The organism is Desulforhopalus sp. IMCC35007 (assembly GCF_005116575.1).
In the GTDB taxonomy this organism is placed as follows: domain Bacteria; phylum Desulfobacterota; class Desulfobulbia; order Desulfobulbales; family Desulfocapsaceae; genus Desulforhopalus_A.
In genome coordinates this window covers 347,122-364,054 of the sequence record NZ_SWCN01000001.1, presented here as the reverse complement: position 1 = coordinate 364,054, position 16,933 = coordinate 347,122, and the positions used below count along the sequence as shown (strand labels likewise).

Annotated in this window: 14 protein-coding genes; 1 reads left to right on the top strand and 13 read right to left on the bottom strand. The window is 49.0% G+C overall.

Features of this window, described 5'->3' with window-relative positions; genetic code table 11:
- Window positions 1-166: 166 nt before the first annotated feature.
- From FCL48_RS01570 to FCL48_RS01560, 3 genes are read right to left on the bottom strand one after another with little or no spacing between them, the layout of a single operon-like run.
- Window positions 167-2,656, bottom strand: a complete 2,490-nt coding sequence (locus FCL48_RS01570; RefSeq protein ID WP_136870478.1) for a response regulator — start codon at window positions 2,654-2,656, stop codon at window positions 167-169.
- On the bottom strand, window positions 2,649-3,041 hold the full coding sequence (locus FCL48_RS01565) for a response regulator (protein ID WP_169309026.1): 393 nt from the start codon (window positions 3,039-3,041) through the stop codon (window positions 2,649-2,651). Before FCL48_RS01565 ends, FCL48_RS01570 begins: the two co-directional genes overlap by 8 nt.
- A gap of 8 nt (window positions 3,042-3,049) precedes the next feature.
- On the bottom strand, window positions 3,050-5,383 hold the full coding sequence (locus FCL48_RS01560; RefSeq protein WP_136870476.1) for an ABC transporter substrate binding protein: 2,334 nt from the start codon (window positions 5,381-5,383) through the stop codon (window positions 3,050-3,052).
- A gap of 300 nt (window positions 5,384-5,683) precedes the next feature.
- Here FCL48_RS01560 and FCL48_RS01555 point away from each other — a divergent pair, with 300 nt between their 5' ends.
- Window positions 5,684-6,934, top strand: a complete 1,251-nt coding sequence (locus FCL48_RS01555) for an MFS transporter (protein WP_136870475.1) — start codon at window positions 5,684-5,686, stop codon at window positions 6,932-6,934.
- A gap of 48 nt (window positions 6,935-6,982) precedes the next feature.
- On the opposite strand, the gene FCL48_RS01550 is transcribed toward FCL48_RS01555, so the two are convergent.
- From FCL48_RS01550 to FCL48_RS01505, 10 genes are all read right to left on the bottom strand, one after another.
- Complete coding sequence (locus FCL48_RS01550) at window positions 6,983-7,669, bottom strand: type 1 glutamine amidotransferase (RefSeq protein WP_136870474.1); 687 nt, start codon at window positions 7,667-7,669, stop codon at window positions 6,983-6,985.
- 155 nt (window positions 7,670-7,824) lie between these two features.
- Complete coding sequence (locus tag FCL48_RS01545; RefSeq protein WP_136870473.1) at window positions 7,825-8,418, bottom strand: histidine phosphatase family protein; 594 nt, start codon at window positions 8,416-8,418, stop codon at window positions 7,825-7,827.
- On the bottom strand, window positions 8,415-9,521 hold the full coding sequence (locus FCL48_RS01540; RefSeq protein WP_136870472.1) for a DVU_1551 family NTP transferase: 1,107 nt from the start codon (window positions 9,519-9,521) through the stop codon (window positions 8,415-8,417). The genes FCL48_RS01545 and FCL48_RS01540 overlap by 4 nt, the downstream gene beginning before the upstream one ends.
- On the bottom strand, window positions 9,518-10,537 hold the full coding sequence (locus FCL48_RS01535; RefSeq protein WP_136870471.1) for an XdhC family aldehyde oxidoreductase maturation factor: 1,020 nt from the start codon (window positions 10,535-10,537) through the stop codon (window positions 9,518-9,520). Before FCL48_RS01535 ends, FCL48_RS01540 begins: the two co-directional genes overlap by 4 nt.
- On the bottom strand, window positions 10,537-11,853 hold the full coding sequence (locus FCL48_RS01530; protein WP_136870470.1) for a DVU_1553 family AMP-dependent CoA ligase: 1,317 nt from the start codon (window positions 11,851-11,853) through the stop codon (window positions 10,537-10,539). The genes FCL48_RS01535 and FCL48_RS01530 overlap by 1 nt, the downstream gene beginning before the upstream one ends.
- A gap of 6 nt (window positions 11,854-11,859) precedes the next feature.
- Entirely contained in the window at window positions 11,860-13,212 is a 1,353-nt protein-coding gene (trsS, locus tag FCL48_RS01525; RefSeq protein ID WP_136870469.1) for a radical SAM (seleno)protein TrsS, read from the bottom strand.
- Window positions 13,205-13,648 carry a DVU_1555 family C-GCAxxG-C-C protein gene (locus tag FCL48_RS01520; RefSeq protein ID WP_136870468.1) on the bottom strand — a complete coding sequence of 148 codons (444 nt, stop codon included), beginning with the start codon at window positions 13,646-13,648 and terminating at the stop codon, window positions 13,205-13,207. Before FCL48_RS01520 ends, trsS begins: the two co-directional genes overlap by 8 nt.
- Window positions 13,645-14,346 carry a DVU_1556 family methyltransferase gene (gene trsM, locus FCL48_RS01515; RefSeq protein ID WP_136870467.1) on the bottom strand — a complete coding sequence of 234 codons (702 nt, stop codon included), beginning with the start codon at window positions 14,344-14,346 and terminating at the stop codon, window positions 13,645-13,647. The genes FCL48_RS01520 and trsM overlap by 4 nt, the downstream gene beginning before the upstream one ends.
- Window positions 14,343-14,552: a DVU_1557 family redox protein gene (locus tag FCL48_RS01510; RefSeq protein WP_136870466.1), complete on the bottom strand. Its 210-nt coding sequence runs from the start codon at window positions 14,550-14,552 to the stop codon at window positions 14,343-14,345. The genes trsM and FCL48_RS01510 overlap by 4 nt, the downstream gene beginning before the upstream one ends.
- On the bottom strand, window positions 14,549-16,825 hold the full coding sequence (locus FCL48_RS01505) for a pyridine nucleotide-disulfide oxidoreductase/dicluster-binding protein (protein WP_136870465.1): 2,277 nt from the start codon (window positions 16,823-16,825) through the stop codon (window positions 14,549-14,551). The genes FCL48_RS01510 and FCL48_RS01505 overlap by 4 nt, the downstream gene beginning before the upstream one ends.
- Window positions 16,826-16,933: the final 108 nt, after the last annotated feature.

Sequence of the window (16,933 nt, the reverse complement as noted above, 5' to 3'; positions counted from 1 at the left end):
AGCAAGAAATAGGGACAAACCGGGGAAAACTATCTACGCGCTGCAGGGCTGTAGCCTCTCTCTTTAGCAAAAAAGAACCCAGGATGCTTTCCTTTGGCCACTCCTTTGAAGACTGGAAAGAGGGTATCGGCAGGTCCTTACAATAGCTTGACGATGGGCACAGTGTCTACTGATCTAGAACAGTGCGGAGCTTGGCAGCAAGTGCATTGATAGAAAAGGGCTTTTGAATAAAGGCAACATCATCGTTTAACACACCACCTTCGCCCATGATTTCATTGGCATAACCCGACATATAGAGCACCTTGAGTTCCGGGTGGAGATTTCTGGCATACAGATACAGCTCTTTGCCGTTAAGCCCTGGTAAAATTACATCTGTCAGAAGGATGTCAAATTTTTCTTTTTCAAGCATTTTCAGGGCTTCCTGACCATTTTCCACGGCGACAATCCTATAGCCAAGTCCGCCAAGAAATTCCGCTACCATCTCTTTTACAGCCGTATCATCTTCAACAAGGATAATATCTTCTGTTCCGTTGAGATTTTTCAGTTGCTCTACAACACCCTGAGCCTCATTGCTGGCCGTTTCCACCACAGGAAGAAAAATCTTAAACGTGGTTCCCTGGCCCGGTTCACTCTCAACCTTTGTGTAACCACCATGCTGGGAGACAATACCGTAGACTGTAGCAAGGCCCAGCCCCGTCCCCTTATCACCTTTTGTAGAGAAAAACGGCTCGAAAATATGGCTCATCAGCTCACTGTCCATTCCACAGCCTGTGTCCCGGACCGTCAGGAGCAAATGCTTTCTTGAGGCGTCCAGGCCATAACCACTCATCTCTTCATGATAATCGATCATCGATGTTGAAAAAAACAGCTGACCACCGTTTGGCATGGCATCAGAGGCATTGACACAGAGATTCATCAAAACCTGCTCTATTTGGCCAATATCCGCTTCCACGGTCTGGATATCATCCTGCAGATCAAAAATCAGCTCAATATCTTCACGAATAGTACGCCTCAAGAGCTTACTAAACCTTTCTATGACAGTGTTAATATTGAGCGGCTGATACTGAAGCGTCTGTTTGCGGCTAAATGCAAGGAGCTGTCCTACGAGATCCCTGGCTCTTTCGCTGGCCCGTATTATCTGTTCCAGGTAATCTTTGTGCTTATTCCCCTCAGGTGTTTCGTTATATATGAGCTGGCTGTAGCCAAGAACCGGTGTGAGCAGGTTATTGAGGTCATGGGCAACCCCGCCGGCCAAACGTCCTATGGATTCGACCTTTTGAGCCTGGTGGTACTGCTCTTCCAATCGTGATCTTTCTCGATCTGCCTCTTTGATGATCGAGATATCGACAATGACAGTTCGATACCCAACGGGGGTCCCATTCTCTTTGACCACCGCACAGTGAAAAAGTATCGGGAAAGACTCTCCTGACTTTCGAAGCGCCTGATATTCAAAAGCATTTTCTCCATCCCCCGGAAACTGCTGTATCAAAGCTGCCCGGGCGATGTTTCGCTGTTTCTTTTCAATGAGATCCAGGATGTTGAATCCGGACAGGAACTCAAACTCAGAGTAGCCAAACAACTCAACAGCCTTTACGTTGACATAGTTCACCTTGAAATCCAGGTCGGTTTCAATGACTCCTTCCGGCAGCATCTCAGCCAGGTCGCGGAATCTCGACTCGCTGGTTCGAAGGTTTTCTGTAGCGTAAATCGCCCTGAGGGTCTCACAACTATAGGAGGCGAGAATTGTACCGATTTCAAGGTCCTGTTCCACAAAGGGTGGAAAGGTCTTATTGTGCAGCGTTAAAACACCGATAACTTCTCCGTTGTCTGCCTGCAGGGGAAAGATCAGCACAGAACCATTTTGATACCCTTGCCAGCCACTGGTAACTATCGTTGTATCCAGGCTTATCTCGGGATTCAGTAAAGGTTTTCTCCTGTCCATAACCTGCTGAAGTATAGACCCTTCCTTTAAAGGAAATGGGAGAAAAGATGGTACATGTTCCGTCTCAAGGCTATGAATAAGGCGCATTCCATCCTTTTCGCACAAAAAGAGACTCCCTCCACTGGCCGCCATATGTTCTGCAAACTCTTCAAGCAGAACAGAGCCAAACCTGACGACATCGGTGCAGACAGAGACATTTTTGGTCGTCTGCAAAACCTTTTTCAGCCGTGCATTAATAGCAGCAAGATGAGAATTTGCCTTTTGCAGTTCTCCTGTTCGTTCCCATACCAGTGCCTCCAGGTCCTGCTGATACCGCTTATTCTGGAGTTGCAGATCAGCCCTTTCCAAACACCTTTCCACGGCATGGATAATGATATTCATATCCTGCACGGGTTTTAGAATATAATCCCAGGCGCCAAGCTGCAGTGCCTGTACGGTGTCGCTTATCCGCCCGGTTCCGGAAACAACGATCAGGGGTATTTCCGGGGCAATTTTTCCGATCTTTTTTAACAGCTCCAGACCGTCCATCTGGGGCATCCGCAGGTCGGTGAGGACCAGGTCGGGCTTCTCTTTTTTAAAAATTTCCAGAGCCGCAAAGCCATTTTCAGCGGTAATAACTCTGTAATCCCGGTCTTCTAGAAAATCAGAAACGGACTCCCGCAGCACCTCTTCGTCATCCACCAGCAGAATGGTTGTCAATCTTTCATCAATCATGTATCGCCTTTACATTACAATTCATAATATGCTGTCGCATAGATTCTGCTAGCTCACCTAAATCAGAAACGGGTTTACTAAAGATCTTAGCAAACACCTGGGGACGGATCAGTACATAATCCGGGGGCTGATACTCCGGAGATCCGGTACAGATGACGCACGCCACATGTGGGTGTGTTTTCTCCAGTTCAAGAATAAAACTGCAGCCATCCATCCCCGGTAGCCGGATATCTACGACTACACCTGCCGGATTTATCTGCCGGGCTACCACAAGTGCCTCTTCCGCAGTGCCCGCCCCGTGTACGCCCCAGCCCAGATCTTCAAAATAGTAAAGTAAACTCTCTCGTACGGCGTCATCATCATCTAAAATGAGAACTGTAGGCATAACCGCTGTCATATGTTTTTGCCCCCCACACGAAGTTCAATGGTAAACCGGGCTCCCTCTCCCACGGTCGATTCCACATTCATTCTGCCATTGTGATTTTCGGTAATTATAAAATAGGAGACACTGAGGCCCAGACCGGTCCCCATATCCACCGGTTTCGTGGTAAAAAAAGGTTCAAAAACCCGCTTTCTGGTCGCTTCATCCATACCCGGGCCATTATCTGCAATCTCTAACCGTATCCAGCCGGGATCTCTCTGGTTGATTTCTATTGTAAAACAATGCTCTTTATCCGTCTGGTCTGGGTTGGTCTGCATTGCTTCAGCGCCGTTTCTAAGAATATTGAGTATAACCTGTTGAATTTTACTCTTTTCACAGGGGATCAGCGGAAGGTCCTTCTGGTATTTTTTAACAATCTTGATCTGGCGAAAATCGAAATGTTTTTTCAGATCATAGTCGCTACCTGCAAGCTCCAGACACTGGTCCATAAGTGAGACAAGATCGTGACTGGAGACAGTGCTGCTGTTTTTTCTTGCAAACTGGAGCATATTGGTAACAATTTCAGCTGCACGTGCCCCTGACTCACAAATACGATCCAGCATCTTTGGAATCCCTCTTGCCTCCATATAGGAATAGATCGCTGACATGGGGATTCCTGATGCTTCTGCTGCACGAATATTTGCAGGCATCTCTCTGTTACTCAATCGATCCCGCATCACATTTGCGGTCTGGATCATCCCGGCAAGCGGATTATTAATCTCATGGGCCATCCCTGCCGCAAGCCCTCCAACCGACAGCATTTTTTCGCTCTGCACCATCATCTCTTCAAGTCGTACTTTTTCTGTTACATCATCGAGACGGATGACAGCACCTTCAATACCGTTTGAGACCAGTGGGTAGACCGTCACATCTTCATAACAGGTTTCATTATCTACCCTATGGGCCTGCCTGGGTTGCAATACAACCTCCCGGGTGCGCATGGCTTCCTGAACCTGAGCCATCTCTGTGGACAAACGAGGGAAAGCCTGTTCAAGCGGTTGCCCAATGACTTGAAGACCCGAGAGACCGGTCGCCGTTCTGGCGCGGCTGTTCCAGTGGGTAACCCTGCCTTCTACATCAACACCCACTAATACCGACGGCATGGAATCTATGATATTTGAGATAAAATTTTCAGCCCTGCGCAGGGTTTCCTCTGCCCGCGTAGAGCGGATAAGCCCATAAGCAAGGGCAAACACCAGCAGTATCAGAACACCGATAATAATCCCAACCTTAATGATCTGCTCCCTGTATTCCTGCACAAAAGTAGGTGGTGAGTGGAGGATCTCTGCATCTTCAGGGATGCGGTTAAAGTCGACATTAAACTTTTTCAATAGGGCATATTCCAAACAAAAACGATTGGGACTTTTCCAGGTAATGGGGATTTCGGAAACCGGAGTTCCAGCCAGAATCAGATTTACTTTCTCTGCAGCCTCCTGTCCCTGACCATACCCGTCTGTCAGGTAGCCGCCCACTACGCCATCCCGCAGACTAAACTTCCAACTGACGTATATAGGGACATCTGTGTTTTCAACAACTGTGGCTATGCTTTCATCGTACTCAAGGAAGACTCCATTACGGTCTCGGGAAAAGAAGGTAAAAAGGAGGCTGGTATTGTTATCTAAACTTCTGAGTTTTTCTTTCAGTTCAGTAATCGTAACATCATAGACAAGTTCAATCCCCACGCTATCATGGCCTAAACTCTGCTGTATCCGGCCAACTTCCTGCTGTATTTTGTGACCTGTAATCGTATTGTCCGTGACAACAACAAGGTTATGACGCTGTGGGTGAAGGCGTTGTATTAAATTAATATTCCCCTCAAGATCCGCCTCTTCATTGACTCCGGAGACCTGGACCATTCCTTTGAGATCCCCTTCGGTCAGATAGTTCAGACCACAGAAAATAATGGGTGTATTTCCAAAGATTGCCTGGCCACGATTTTTGATGAATTCAAAGGCGCTATTGTCGGAAACGATGACAACATCATATTGACATTTGGCATGCTTTAAGAGCAAAAGCTGACTGAGCAGTGAGAGATAGCCCTCATCAAAATGCCTTTTGGTGTCCATATATTCCACATGAAGCACCACTCCATCTTTCGTAAGGTTTTCCTCAACGCCTCGGGTGATCTCATCGCTCCACAGATACCCTTTGTGATAGGAATTAAAGAGCAGGATATGGAATTTGGAGTCGGTTTTCCCGGCAGATGCGGTCGAACAAAACAAGATAAGAAAAAAAAGAAAGAGCAGGATAAAAGATGAAATCTTTTTAAAATCCAGTAGATAATAAGTACATTGTCTTTTCTTCATAAAACTTCCCAGCCAACAAGTGTATAAATAAATCCGAATACTCAGTTACCATCACATCACACTCGAAGTAACACCTTAACCGTGCGAAAAAACTGCTATCAATTGACACTCATCTTATATTATGCAGAATTTGAAAGCTACTGCAAGGAGCAGATTTATGAACAATTCCTACTTTCTCTCAGTTATAATTATCTCGTTCTTATCATCCATCAAGGCTTATCATTTTTGACAGGAAACCATCATGATACCGTTGTACCAGCAAAAGGCAGCACAATAATTTAAAGAGGTCAGACCAAAGAGATGTTCCACGACTATTTTCGTTTTATCAGGCGCTCCTGGCCACTCCTGCTGTTTGGTATGATTTCGGTTTTCTGGGGCAATTTCGGTCAATCGTTTTTCATCAGCTGGTATGGGGCCAGTTTTCAGGAGACGCTTCATCTTTCAGCAACCGAATACGGCTCTGCATACTCCACTGCAACCCTTGCAAGCGGTCTGCTTCTCATGTGGATGGGAGCTGGGGTCGATAGATTCCCGCTCCGCTGGTTTGTAACATTCTGCGCCGCTGGCCTCTTTGCAGCCACCCTGATTCTCTCACAGATAAGCACCCTTACAGGCCTGATTGTCTGTCTGTTTATGCTCAGATTTTTCGGTCAGGGCCTCCTCCCCCATACCGCTATTACAACCATGGCAAGAGAGTTCTCCGTCCACCGTGGCAAGGCTGTAAGCGTTGCAAGTATCGGTGTTCCTGTAGGTGAAATCCTCCTTCCATCGTTTGCCCTGATGATAATTGCAGCTTTTGGCTGGCAGAAAAGCTGGCTTGTCATCGGACTTTCAATACCTCTCATTTATCTGCCCACTACTCTCTGGCTGCTGAGACAGAGCCGACAGGAAAAATACAGGGAGAGCATCCCAACAAATGCACGCAAAACGTCTCCATCTCCAAAGACGCAGGGCTCAAGAAGAACGCTGCTCAAAGATTTGCGATTCTGGCTGACACTTCCAGCAATACTGGCTGCACCTTTTATCGTGACAGGTATCTTTGTTCACCAGGCGTTTATTCTGCCCGAAATGGGCTGGACACCTGCACTCTTTGCAAGATGTTTTGTCGTCTATGGCATGGCGCACTGGCTCGCTTCAATGTATGTAGGTGCACTGGTTGACCGCTTTAGTGGGGTTCAATTGTTTAAATTTTGCCCAGTACCAATGTTAATGGGCCTTACCGCCTGTGCCCTTGCACCAGGACCACACGTGGCCTATGTTCTGATGCTCCTGCTTGGCGCCTCCATCGGCTCAGCAAGCCCGATTATTAATAGCCTCTGGGCTGAGGTGTATGGAACGAAACATCTTGGTGCCATTCGAGCGCTTGTCTCCTCACTTGCTGTCCTCAGCACAGCTGCCTCACCCATTCTTTTTGGCATTTTGATAGATAGGGGAATTTCAGGACAAGGTCTCTTTTTACTCTTAAGCTGGTACTTACTGGGAGCCGTTCTACTTTCACTGTTTTCTTTTTCGGCCAAACAGATACTGACTGGGTCTACAACTCCCCATTGATGACAAGGCCCCCCGCATCAGATGCATTTTTTCGCCAGAGCCCAGGGATCACCGGTGCAAATATTTCAGGACATCTGCCATAAGCCTGTTGATGGAATCGTATTGCACAGCTGTAGCGGCCAGTATTTCTTCTTTTGTCTGAATATACTGCCCCTCAACTAACTCATCGCGGCAATGGGCAACTATGGCCTCCGCAGACTGCGGAGTTGTTTCGAGATGGAACTGAAGCCCGATGACCGAATTGCCCATCTGAAATGCCTGGTTTTTGCACCCTGCACTGCTGGCGAGGCACGTTGCTCCTGGTGGCAGATCAAATGTTTCGCCATGCCAGTGAAACACTTCAACAGTCTCAGGAAAGACAAACTCTTTTTTGTCTGTTTCCAGGCAAGATTGTACAGGAAACCAGCCAATTTCCTTGACGCTGTTTTTATATACGTTGCCGCCCATGGCGCTTGCAATAAGTTGAGCCCCCAAACAGATTCCAAGGACAGGTTTTCCTGAATCAATAACCTCACGGATAAAGTTTTTCTCCGCCACAAGCCATGGAAACTGGGCCTCATCATTGACACTCATCGGGCCACCCATAATTACAAGCAGGTCAATTTCGGCAGGCGCTGGGAATCCGGCTGATTCATAGAGGCGCGTTGCAGACAGTTCATAACCGGCATCTGTAAGCCATAACTCAATGCTGCCAAGCCCCTCAAAAAATACATGCTGTAAATAATGTGCTCTCATCTGTTACCTTTTTCCAATAATGAAAGAATCCTTATTTGTTCGTTGTATGATTTTTATTTAGAATTGATTTTTGAGCGTCATATAATCCTGGTTGAAATCCAGTTTTTCACCCGGACTTGTGCTTTTTTATGAGTAAAGGCTGGAGAGTCCTTTTGTCAGGGGCTGCAGTTGAGAGCCTTAAGTTTCAGGTGAGTTTTATCTGCGGAAACAACGTTGTAATGGGCATAGGACTGCTCAAAGGTAAACATTCGGGTAAGAGGCATACCGAGGATATGACAAAGAAGAACGCGGTTGACACCTGCGTGGGCAATAACTGCGGTAGTTGACGAACTGGCCTCTACGATCTGCAGAAATGCAGGCCAGACACGCTCAAGAAGATCGTGAAAGCTTTCTCCATCTGTGGGACGATACCCCGCCAGATCTTCACCCCGCTGCTCATAGGCACCTGGATATCTCTTTTTGACCTCATCCACAGTCAGACCCTCCCAGACTCCGAGATTGATTTCAGACAGATTGTCTTCGGTCTCAATTGAAAGCCCGGAAGCTCCGGCGATGATCTGTCCGCTTTCCTGACAGCGCAACAGGGGGCTGCAGACGATGTTTTCAACTCCACAGGTCGAGAGATATTTACCCAGTAGAGTAACCTGCTCTCTACCTTTTACCGTCAAAGGCAGGTTGGTTTGACCAATGAATCTTCGTGGAGAAGTGGCTGCTATCTCGCCGTGGCGAATGAGATAAATTGTTTTCACCGAGCAACCTGTTTGCTATCAAGTAACTCTGCCAGAGGGCGACCGATGGACTCCACTACAATTTTTTCAAGGCCTTTGGCGTTTGCCAGCCTTTTCCGTATTGCCTTACAGGCTTGAGGATCCTTGGCATACAGGAGGAGTTTTTCTTCAAAACGCTGTTCTATTGGCATTTTCTCTGTGCCACGCACCAGCTTATCGGCAAGACAAACCAGTTCTTTTTCCTGCACCTTGCCCGATGCCGGAACCGTCACATCGCGGTGGGCGGCAACAATTTCAGATAATTGCTTCAGTCCAAGCTTTTTGAGCATTTCCGCACCTCTTGCCTCATGCTGAGCCTCGCCCTTAGCAATATCATGAAGCAGAGCGCTATTGAACAGGAGGTCCAGGTCAAGTCTATAGCCTCTATCGTTCAGTTCCCTGCCAATGACACTTGCGGTCTCGGCCACCATAACGCCGTGTTCGCAGCCTCTTTTCTTCATAACCAGCTCAGCCAGGGCCATGACTTCGGCACGACTTCCCACATCCATTTGCAACAGACGATTTTCAAGAACCTGAAAATCCTCCGGGGTGTCTGCATCAAGTAAAATCCCCTGATCCCAGACAGGAATATCGGTTCCTGGATATTTTTCCAGCAAGGCTTTTAAACCACCACTCCCATCAAACTTTAATATAGCCGGAATCAAGGCCGAGGAGATGAGGGGTGGATGGCCACGCTCACCGTCAAAAGAAGGATAAACGACTCCTTTTAAACGGGCCTTTCCTCTTAAGGTTTTCAAGGTTGAGGGGCGAATGAGAGGGATGTCGACCGGCAGAATAAAAAAGGCTTTCACTCCCTTCATCTGTTTTACTCCGGCGCAAACAGACGAATACATCCCTTTGTCATAATCTTTGTTATAAATACTTCGAACACCAAGACGGGCGGCCTCGGCTTTGACCTCATCTTTTCGGTGACCGGTGACGATCACAAGCTTGTCCACCCCTCCCCTCTTAAAAAAGCGTACGGAGTGCTCCAACAGGCTTTTTTTACCAAGCTGCATCAATGGTTTAAAGCCGTTCATGCGGGAAGAGTAGCCTCCCGCTAAAATAACTGCCCCGGTTTTCACACCTTCATCCCTGCCCTGATCTTAACCATTTCAGCCACGATACTCAGACCAATTTCTTCGGGTGTATCGCCTCCAATAGAAAGACCTATGGGACTGTACACCCGCTCAAGATCAGTCTCAGTAAATCCTTCTGCCATGAGTGCGGCGTAGACTCCTTTCCGTTTTTTACTCGAACCTATCATACCAATATAACCTGCATCTGTCCTGAGTGCCTGGGCCAGAACTTCCTTGTCATGGAGATGCCCCCTCGTCACAATCACCACAAAGGCCTCAGGGCCCAGCTCGGGCAGACAGTTATGGAAATCCTCAAGAACGATAACCTCTTTTGCCTCCGGATATCTCCTGGCATTTGCAAATTCTTCCCGGTCGTCCATTACCACAACCTCAAATCCGGTAAAAGCGGCCAGATGAGCCGTTGCCAGGGCAACATGACCTGCCCCCACCAGATATACCGTTCCCGGGTGTATTAACGGCTCTACAAAGTAGTGATCTTCTTCATGGTCTGCGAGAAAATTCGCCCGCCTGTTTTTCCGTAATATTTCCTCCCTAAGCTGAACAGGAAGATTACACGGTATAGACGCATTTAAAAAAGAGATCTCCGGCAGGTTGCCATTGCGGGGCAACTTGGTAACGACAACGGGGTACTGGCCCCTGGCAAATGTTTCGCGAAGCGAGCTAAACTGCGCGAGAGCTTCCGGTGTAATTTTTTGCAGTAAAACTGAGACTTTACCTCCACAAACCATGCCTTCGGCTGCGGCGGTTTTATCGGTAAGATCAAAGTCAAGTTCAACAAAACTATCTTTTGAAGAATTCGATAAAAGTTCTTTGGCCTTTGCCTGGCAGCCGCCTTCCAAAGCACCACCACCAATGGTCCCAACCAGTGTCTGATCAGCACGTACCAGCATCCTGGCCCCAGACGTTCTCGGCGCGGAACCTGAACTGCGTACTATTGCGCCAAGCACTACAGATTCGCCATTTTCCAGGGCTGAAATAAGACTATTAAGAACATGCTGCATTACACTTCTCCTTTTAAACGTAAATCAAGAATAGTTCGTTTGACTGTATGTGTGGGAGCAAAACGGTCAACCTGCTGAAAAGCATCAAACAGGAGGGCTCCGGTTCCCATAGCCCTATAAATATCAGGAATTTCCTGAAGTAACCTCTTCATCTGGGTTGCGACATCAATCGCTCCGCTCGCCGCTATATACTCAACGCCTATTCTATCCGTCCCTTTATTCACTAAAGTCAGCCGATAGTCAAGCAATCCAGGCACCGTAAAAAGAATATCATCTATGGTCTGGCTGTATAACCTGGAACCGTCGGCAAGAGGACAGCCCTGTAAACGCCCATATATAACCGATAACCGCGCAGTGACTCCACCGCATTGACAAGGCCTGCGATCAAGACATGCGATGTCACCCGTACGATAACGAATAAGGGGCATTGCCTGACGACCAAGGGTGGTGAGAACCACTTCTCCTGCAACCCCGTCAGGAAGCTGCTTTCCCGTTACAGGATCAACAATTTCAATGAGAAGCTCCGATTCACGGATATGCAGACCTCTATGAACAGCGCACTCAACCGCACCACCAAGGCCTGATTCCGTGGCGCCGTAATGAAGGTAGGTTGTGCATCCCGCATTCTGTTCAATACGCCGTCGAAGAGCCTGGGGTGCATAATCCGAGCAGAGCAGCATTGATTTGAGCTGCCCATATTCAATGTCTTCTGACAAGGCCAGAAGTTGCTGGGGAAGTCCTACAACCGAGGAGATCTGATTGCGGTGTAGATGTTTAGCAAGATGGGTGGGGGCAGGTGGAGGCCAGAGCCCTGCTGTATAAATTCCGTTCTCCATCAGCGCCCTGATAAGGAGATCACCCACGCTAGCCTCAGCTTCAAAAGGAAGCAACACCAGCACCCTGTCACTTCTGTCCACCAGGGTTCTCATACCGTGATAAAAAAAATCCAGGGTCGCGTCAAGATCCGCTGCGGTAAAGGAAAAACGTTTCGGCCGGCCTGTACTGCCAGAGGTATGCATGGTGATAATACGCACAACCTCGCTCTGTGAAACACAGTGGAGCAGGTGACCTGACTCTATGATGTCTTCGCTGGTGAGAAAAGGTATTTCCTCCAGATCTATGCGACCACGAAGAGATTCAATTTTAAGCCCTGAAAGGCGTTTGGTGTATAACGGACTATTACGTAAAACGTGGGCGACCGTTTGACGCAACCTTTCCATCTGGACCTGCTCCAACTCTTTTCTGGTAAACGGCGATAAGAGCTGCAGCCTGGTTGCCACTAATCCATCAACTGTTGTTCGAGCCGCGTCTGACATCAATCCTCATGTAGCTATAATTTTCTGCCGCAGTTGAGGCCGATGCAGAGATCTGCCATTTCTGGCCGTCAGATTAAAACTGCAAAATGGTATCAGCCTGCCATCGGGTTGCGCCACATGAATACAGCAGCCCTGCAGACGTTCGAGATTTAAACTCCAGCAGTCCTGAAAAGCCATGGCCGAGACAGAGAATGTATGGGTCCTGGCACGGTGGATAAATTTTCCGAGTTCATCTTCTGGTGGATGTTGAGCCATTGGAAGGAACTCCGCTACAGATCCCCACTGACGCGCCGTTACCCCAATGGAGGTGAGCGCTCCTTTTTCGGCGGAAATCGGTGTGCAGTCACATTTATCGCTACCGAGCCTCATCAGATGTCCGTCTTCGCCCAGCAGATACTTTGCCGAAAAAGAGCAGAGGGCATGTTCACAGCCTGGAGGACGAAAATCCGCCACTTTCAATAATCCCCTGCTCTGGGAGTGCAGGCCGCTCATAATTTCCGGTAAGGTCACATGGTTGGGAACAAATTCATCGGGGAAGCGACCGAAGTAGCTCATCGGTTGAAAATGCACCCCCCGCACATGGGGCAGACGATCCAGACCAAAGCGGACAATATCCCAGAGCTGAGAAGTATTCACTCCGGCTGTAATCGTTGGCACCAGGACAATGCCAATCCCTGCCCGGCTGAGATTTTCGATGGCCACACATTTTGCTTCCAAAAGCGGTCGCCCGCGAAGGGCTGTAAAAACCTGATTATCGGTGCCGTCAAATTGCAAAAAGACAGAGGAAAGTCCTGCTTCTTTTAATTCAAAGGATAAATCCGGATCAGTGGAGAGCACAAGACCATTGGTATTGAGCTGAACAAAATCGATGCCTGCCAATCTTGCCAGCCGGACGATGAGCGGCAGATCCTTTCTGACCGTCGGCTCCCCTCCTGAGAGCTGCAGGTTACAGCCACCGGTCCGGGCAACTATCTGGGCAAACATCCGGGTCAGGGTCTCGATATCGGGATCAGGCTCCGTTCCACCGCTATCGGCAAAACACACCGGGCACTGCAGGTTGCACCTTGAGGTTATCTCAACCAGTGCAGTACAGGTTCGCTGGCTATGATTCTGGCACAAACCGCAATCGTACGGACATCCCTTGCCTGCCTGCTGGCGTTCACCACCAAAGAAGGGTAATTTAGGGCGAAACCATGATTCAAAGGCCGGGCTCCCCCGCCACACCGTGGTGGCAAAAGCGCCATGCTCAAAACAGATTTTTTCAAGGACAATCTCGTCTCCACGCCGCACAAGGTGACCTGCAATTTGGGCAAGACATTCAGGACAGACGCTGTTAATATTTCCTAAAATCTCAGTCATTGCTTGTTCCAGGATCAAAACCATTTTCCACAAGGATGGTCATCGCCTTACCATAGCACTCGGAGACCAGACCGCCACAAATCGAGGTATTAATGGTGCCCCCGTCAACAATATCAGAGCAGTTGATCCCGGAAAAACGGCTTGTGGCATACTCTTTAAACCAGTCGGATAGCTCAGATAGCATGAGGGGAAGTCGATCACTCTCCTCATCATCGACCCGCCCCTTGCCTCCATAATAGGCAAGAAGACAGGCAGCACCGGTGATGGCCCCGCAGGTTCCATCCGGTACAGGAAAACCATGACACAAACCGGACATTGCTCTTACCAGGCCAGGATTTTCTGCACCCTGGAGTTCCAGGGCCAGTTGCACCACAATCTGCGAGCAGCAATAGCCGGCACTGGCCAGTCGTAGTATATCAAGATCATATTCATTCATTGTTCACTCCGTTTTGCAATAAGCAGAAAAAGTGATGGTCTCGTCGCAGCTGACGCCTGACAGATACGATCTGCAATCTCAGTATCTCCCGTTACAGCCTGCCAGAAACCCTGCAGTGAGCCGTGGGCAAAGACAAACTCGGCGGCGGTCTGTTTAAAGAGTTGGTGATGATCTTCCAGCAGTATGATTTCAAAACCGCTTCCAGCCACCATAGCCCGGACCGATTCAAGATCAGTCGCAGAGGAAAAACAGGACTGGATGGGCCACTCCCTGCTCCCAACACCCTGACGGCGAAAGTAAATATCGCTTAGTACCAGAAAACCAGCCGGGCAAAGCACCCGGTAAAATTCCCTGAGGACCTGTTCTTTTTGGGTCAGATTCCAGACGCACTCACAAAAAACAGTATCGATACTGGCATTTGCAAGAGGCAGTTGTGCAAGATCAGCCTGCGCGACCTGCCCGCCAGTATTTTTTGCCTCAGTTAAAAGTACAGGATTAATATCCAGACCGAGGACACTTACCCCCCAGGAGGACAACAGAGATAAGGCTCCACCTCTACCACAGCCCGCATCGAGTATCCTTGCCTTTTTCTCCTGGTCAAGATACTCCATGGCCCGTCTGGTCAGGACTTCACCTCCGGGTCGCAGACAGGTACCCAGACCATCTGTCACAGGCTGACTGAGATAGAGTGGTTTCATTTGTCTTCCAAAAGCAGCTCAACCTCCAACATCCGCCCAATGGCCAGATCTTCCGAGATAAGTGCCTTACCGCATTTGGGACAGACAGGCAATTCTACCTTGAAGACACTGCCCACATATTGCAGTTCTACTATTCCCGGCTGCAGCTTTTCACCACAGGGCTCACAGGTCCAGTTCATATCCGGGGGTAAGAAACTCAAATTCATGCACTACCTCCTGCAATTATCATCCGGTGGGACCAGCAGCTTTCAACCATGAAACTGCCGTCAGTCTCGGTATATTGGAGCCAAAACGTCACCTGGCCAAGTCTGGCCGAGGCGATCTTCCGCCCACTCTCTCCATGGACAAAAACCTTGCCCTGTTGCTGCACGTGAAAAAGAACCTTGCGGATATCATCCTCAAGTATTCTTCGCTCCTCCAGTATTTCAGCAACCTCCGGACTCATGGTAAGCGCTATGGCCTCCCAGTCCTCTGTGGCCTTTGGCTGTTCACCATGATATTTGCTCAGAACCTGACTTTTGAGCTGTCGTCTGTTTTTTCTTCTCTCTGAAATTGAAGGTGAAGCCTCGCTTGCCGGGTGGGCAACATCCTGAAATAAAATGTCCAGGACATGCGCCACCGGCTTTCCTGTTCTTGCCAGCTGGTCCCTGCACATGGCACAATAGGTCAGAATATCACTTGAGGTCTGGGTAACCCTGGCTGCAGTAACTTTTTTTGCAAGATCAGGATTACTGTTCTGCATAAGCCCGCCAAAACCGCAGCACTCGGTCAACTCGCCGGACATTGGCAGAGGCGTCAGGGACTGGCCAATTTTTTCCATCATCGCCCGCACGGCGTTTTGGGTTTTGCTGTCATGGCGCGAGGTACAAGGATCCGACAGGGCCATTGGAGCACAGGCCTTTGCTGATTCTGGCGGCTTTTCGGCAAGTAGAACCCAGACGGACTCAACGTTTATCTGCGGCAGATGCTCCCTGAACATCTGCAGACAGGTCGAGCAGCCGGTGAGCACCAGAGGTTCTCCCATTTCATGCCATTTCTCTTCCAGCTCTTTCATGATTTCGTCAAACTCCTGCACTCTTCCCGCCCAGTGGCCAGGCGCGCCACAACAATCAAGCCAAAGACCTGTTGCCGGATCGAGTTCCTGCAGATAGCCGTATAAGCGCAGGGTCTGCTGAGGCCTGATACCTGCAAGCTGACAGCCGGGATAAAACAGGGAGGTACTGAAATCTTTACCGGGGGCGTGGCGGATCAGGGCTCCTTCTGTTCTGGCCGAGCGCATTTCTTCCAGAGCAAACCAGTGGGCCGATCCGGGCATACGATCTTCCTGCACCATGGTCCTGCGGGCATCAAGGCAGAGCGTTGCCACAGAAAAATCATTTGGACAAACAGTCTCACACTGACCACAAAGAGAGCAGCTGTTAATAAACTTATTAGCCTGATGATTTCCTTTGACGATGGCGGAGTTGTTATAGACTCTTCTGGCGTATGTTTTTGGATATGCACCAAATTCTTTGAGATAAACACAACGTTTCACACATTCAAGACACTCACAGTTAATACAGCGGGCGGCCTCTTTTATGGCCTCTTGCTTTGTATAGCCTAAGCCATCAGCCGGGACAACAACCTCTTCACGCTGCAGGCCATCAAGAGAAGTATAGAGATTGGTTTTACCATGACGCAGATCAACCCGTGCTGCGGTAAGCGATGCGCCCTGCAAAAATCTGTCAATTGATACGGCGGCCTCCCGCCCTTGTGAAACATCTGTAATAAAACGGTACTTGTGATTTTCAACACTCAAACCACCGGTAAACAGTCTCTCTGTCTCAAGGGAGAAGGTGATACTGTCAGGTACACCTAGTTTGAGCAGATCACCTTCGACATACTCGTCGTCCTGACCAATATAAAAAGCAGCAAATTCATCCTGAGTCCAGAGCGCCTCTCCCAGCACCGATACCTGACAAAAGTTAACCCCTAAGCCAGCCAGTCGCTGCAGTTCTTCTTCGAGGACGCCTTCGCTTAAAACAAGCTCTGGAACCTTGCAAAGCCAGCTCCCAGGGCCACCGGGTAGATGAAATAGAGTTACAGGATGGCCTTTTTTGGCCAGATCAAAGGCCACGGTCAGACTGCTTGGCCCTGCACCAATCACCGCAACTTTTTTGGGCCGTGGCGGCAGACGCAGGAATTTCGTTTTCGCTGGAACAGCATTAATGCACATCCGCTCCAGTAAACCAATAGCAACGGAGCCGCCCAGGCTTTGACGAAGACAATATTGCTCGCATGGCGCCTCGCACATACGTGCCACAAGGCCAGCCAAAGGCATGCTCTTTTCCAGAATGGCACGTGCCCCTGGCAGATTATCATCTCTTACTGCCAGGACAAAGCCTTTCGCATCAAGTCCAAGAGGACAACCGGCCCGACAGGCAGGTGGCTCTTCCTGGATACAGCGTGCTTCCCACTCGCGAAGGTCCTTCTGCTCCATAATGACTCCTTACTTCCAGTACATCTCAACCTAAAAAGTAGATGGATATCCACCTTCGTCAAACTCTTTCCGGGTACAAACGCCTCTTAAAAAGAGTTCACCGACTTA

Bases quoted from the DNA above. Each gene is read 5' to 3' on its own strand.
- FCL48_RS01570 (WP_136870478.1), bottom strand. From the start codon at position 2,656: ATGATTGATGAAAGATTGACAACCATTCTGCTGGTGGATGACGAAGAG.
- FCL48_RS01565 (WP_169309026.1), bottom strand. From the start codon at position 3,041: ATGCCTACAGTTCTCATTTTAGATGATGATGACGCCGTACGAGAGAGT.
- FCL48_RS01560 (WP_136870476.1), bottom strand. From the start codon at position 5,383: ATGAAGAAAAGACAATGTACTTATTATCTACTGGATTTTAAAAAGATT.
- FCL48_RS01555 (WP_136870475.1), top strand. From the start codon at position 5,684: ATGTTCCACGACTATTTTCGTTTTATCAGGCGCTCCTGGCCACTCCTG.
- FCL48_RS01550 (WP_136870474.1), bottom strand. From the start codon at position 7,669: ATGAGAGCACATTATTTACAGCATGTATTTTTTGAGGGGCTTGGCAGC.
- FCL48_RS01535 (WP_136870471.1), bottom strand. From the start codon at position 10,537: ATGCAGCATGTTCTTAATAGTCTTATTTCAGCCCTGGAAAATGGCGAA.
- FCL48_RS01530 (WP_136870470.1), bottom strand. From the start codon at position 11,853: ATGTCAGACGCGGCTCGAACAACAGTTGATGGATTAGTGGCAACCAGG.
- trsS (WP_136870469.1), bottom strand. From the start codon at position 13,212: ATGACTGAGATTTTAGGAAATATTAACAGCGTCTGTCCTGAATGTCTT.
- FCL48_RS01520 (WP_136870468.1), bottom strand. From the start codon at position 13,648: ATGAATGAATATGATCTTGATATACTACGACTGGCCAGTGCCGGCTAT.
- trsM (WP_136870467.1), bottom strand. From the start codon at position 14,346: ATGAAACCACTCTATCTCAGTCAGCCTGTGACAGATGGTCTGGGTACC.
- FCL48_RS01510 (WP_136870466.1), bottom strand. From the start codon at position 14,552: ATGAATTTGAGTTTCTTACCCCCGGATATGAACTGGACCTGTGAGCCC.
- FCL48_RS01505 (WP_136870465.1), bottom strand. From the start codon at position 16,825: ATGGAGCAGAAGGACCTTCGCGAGTGGGAAGCACGCTGTATCCAGGAA.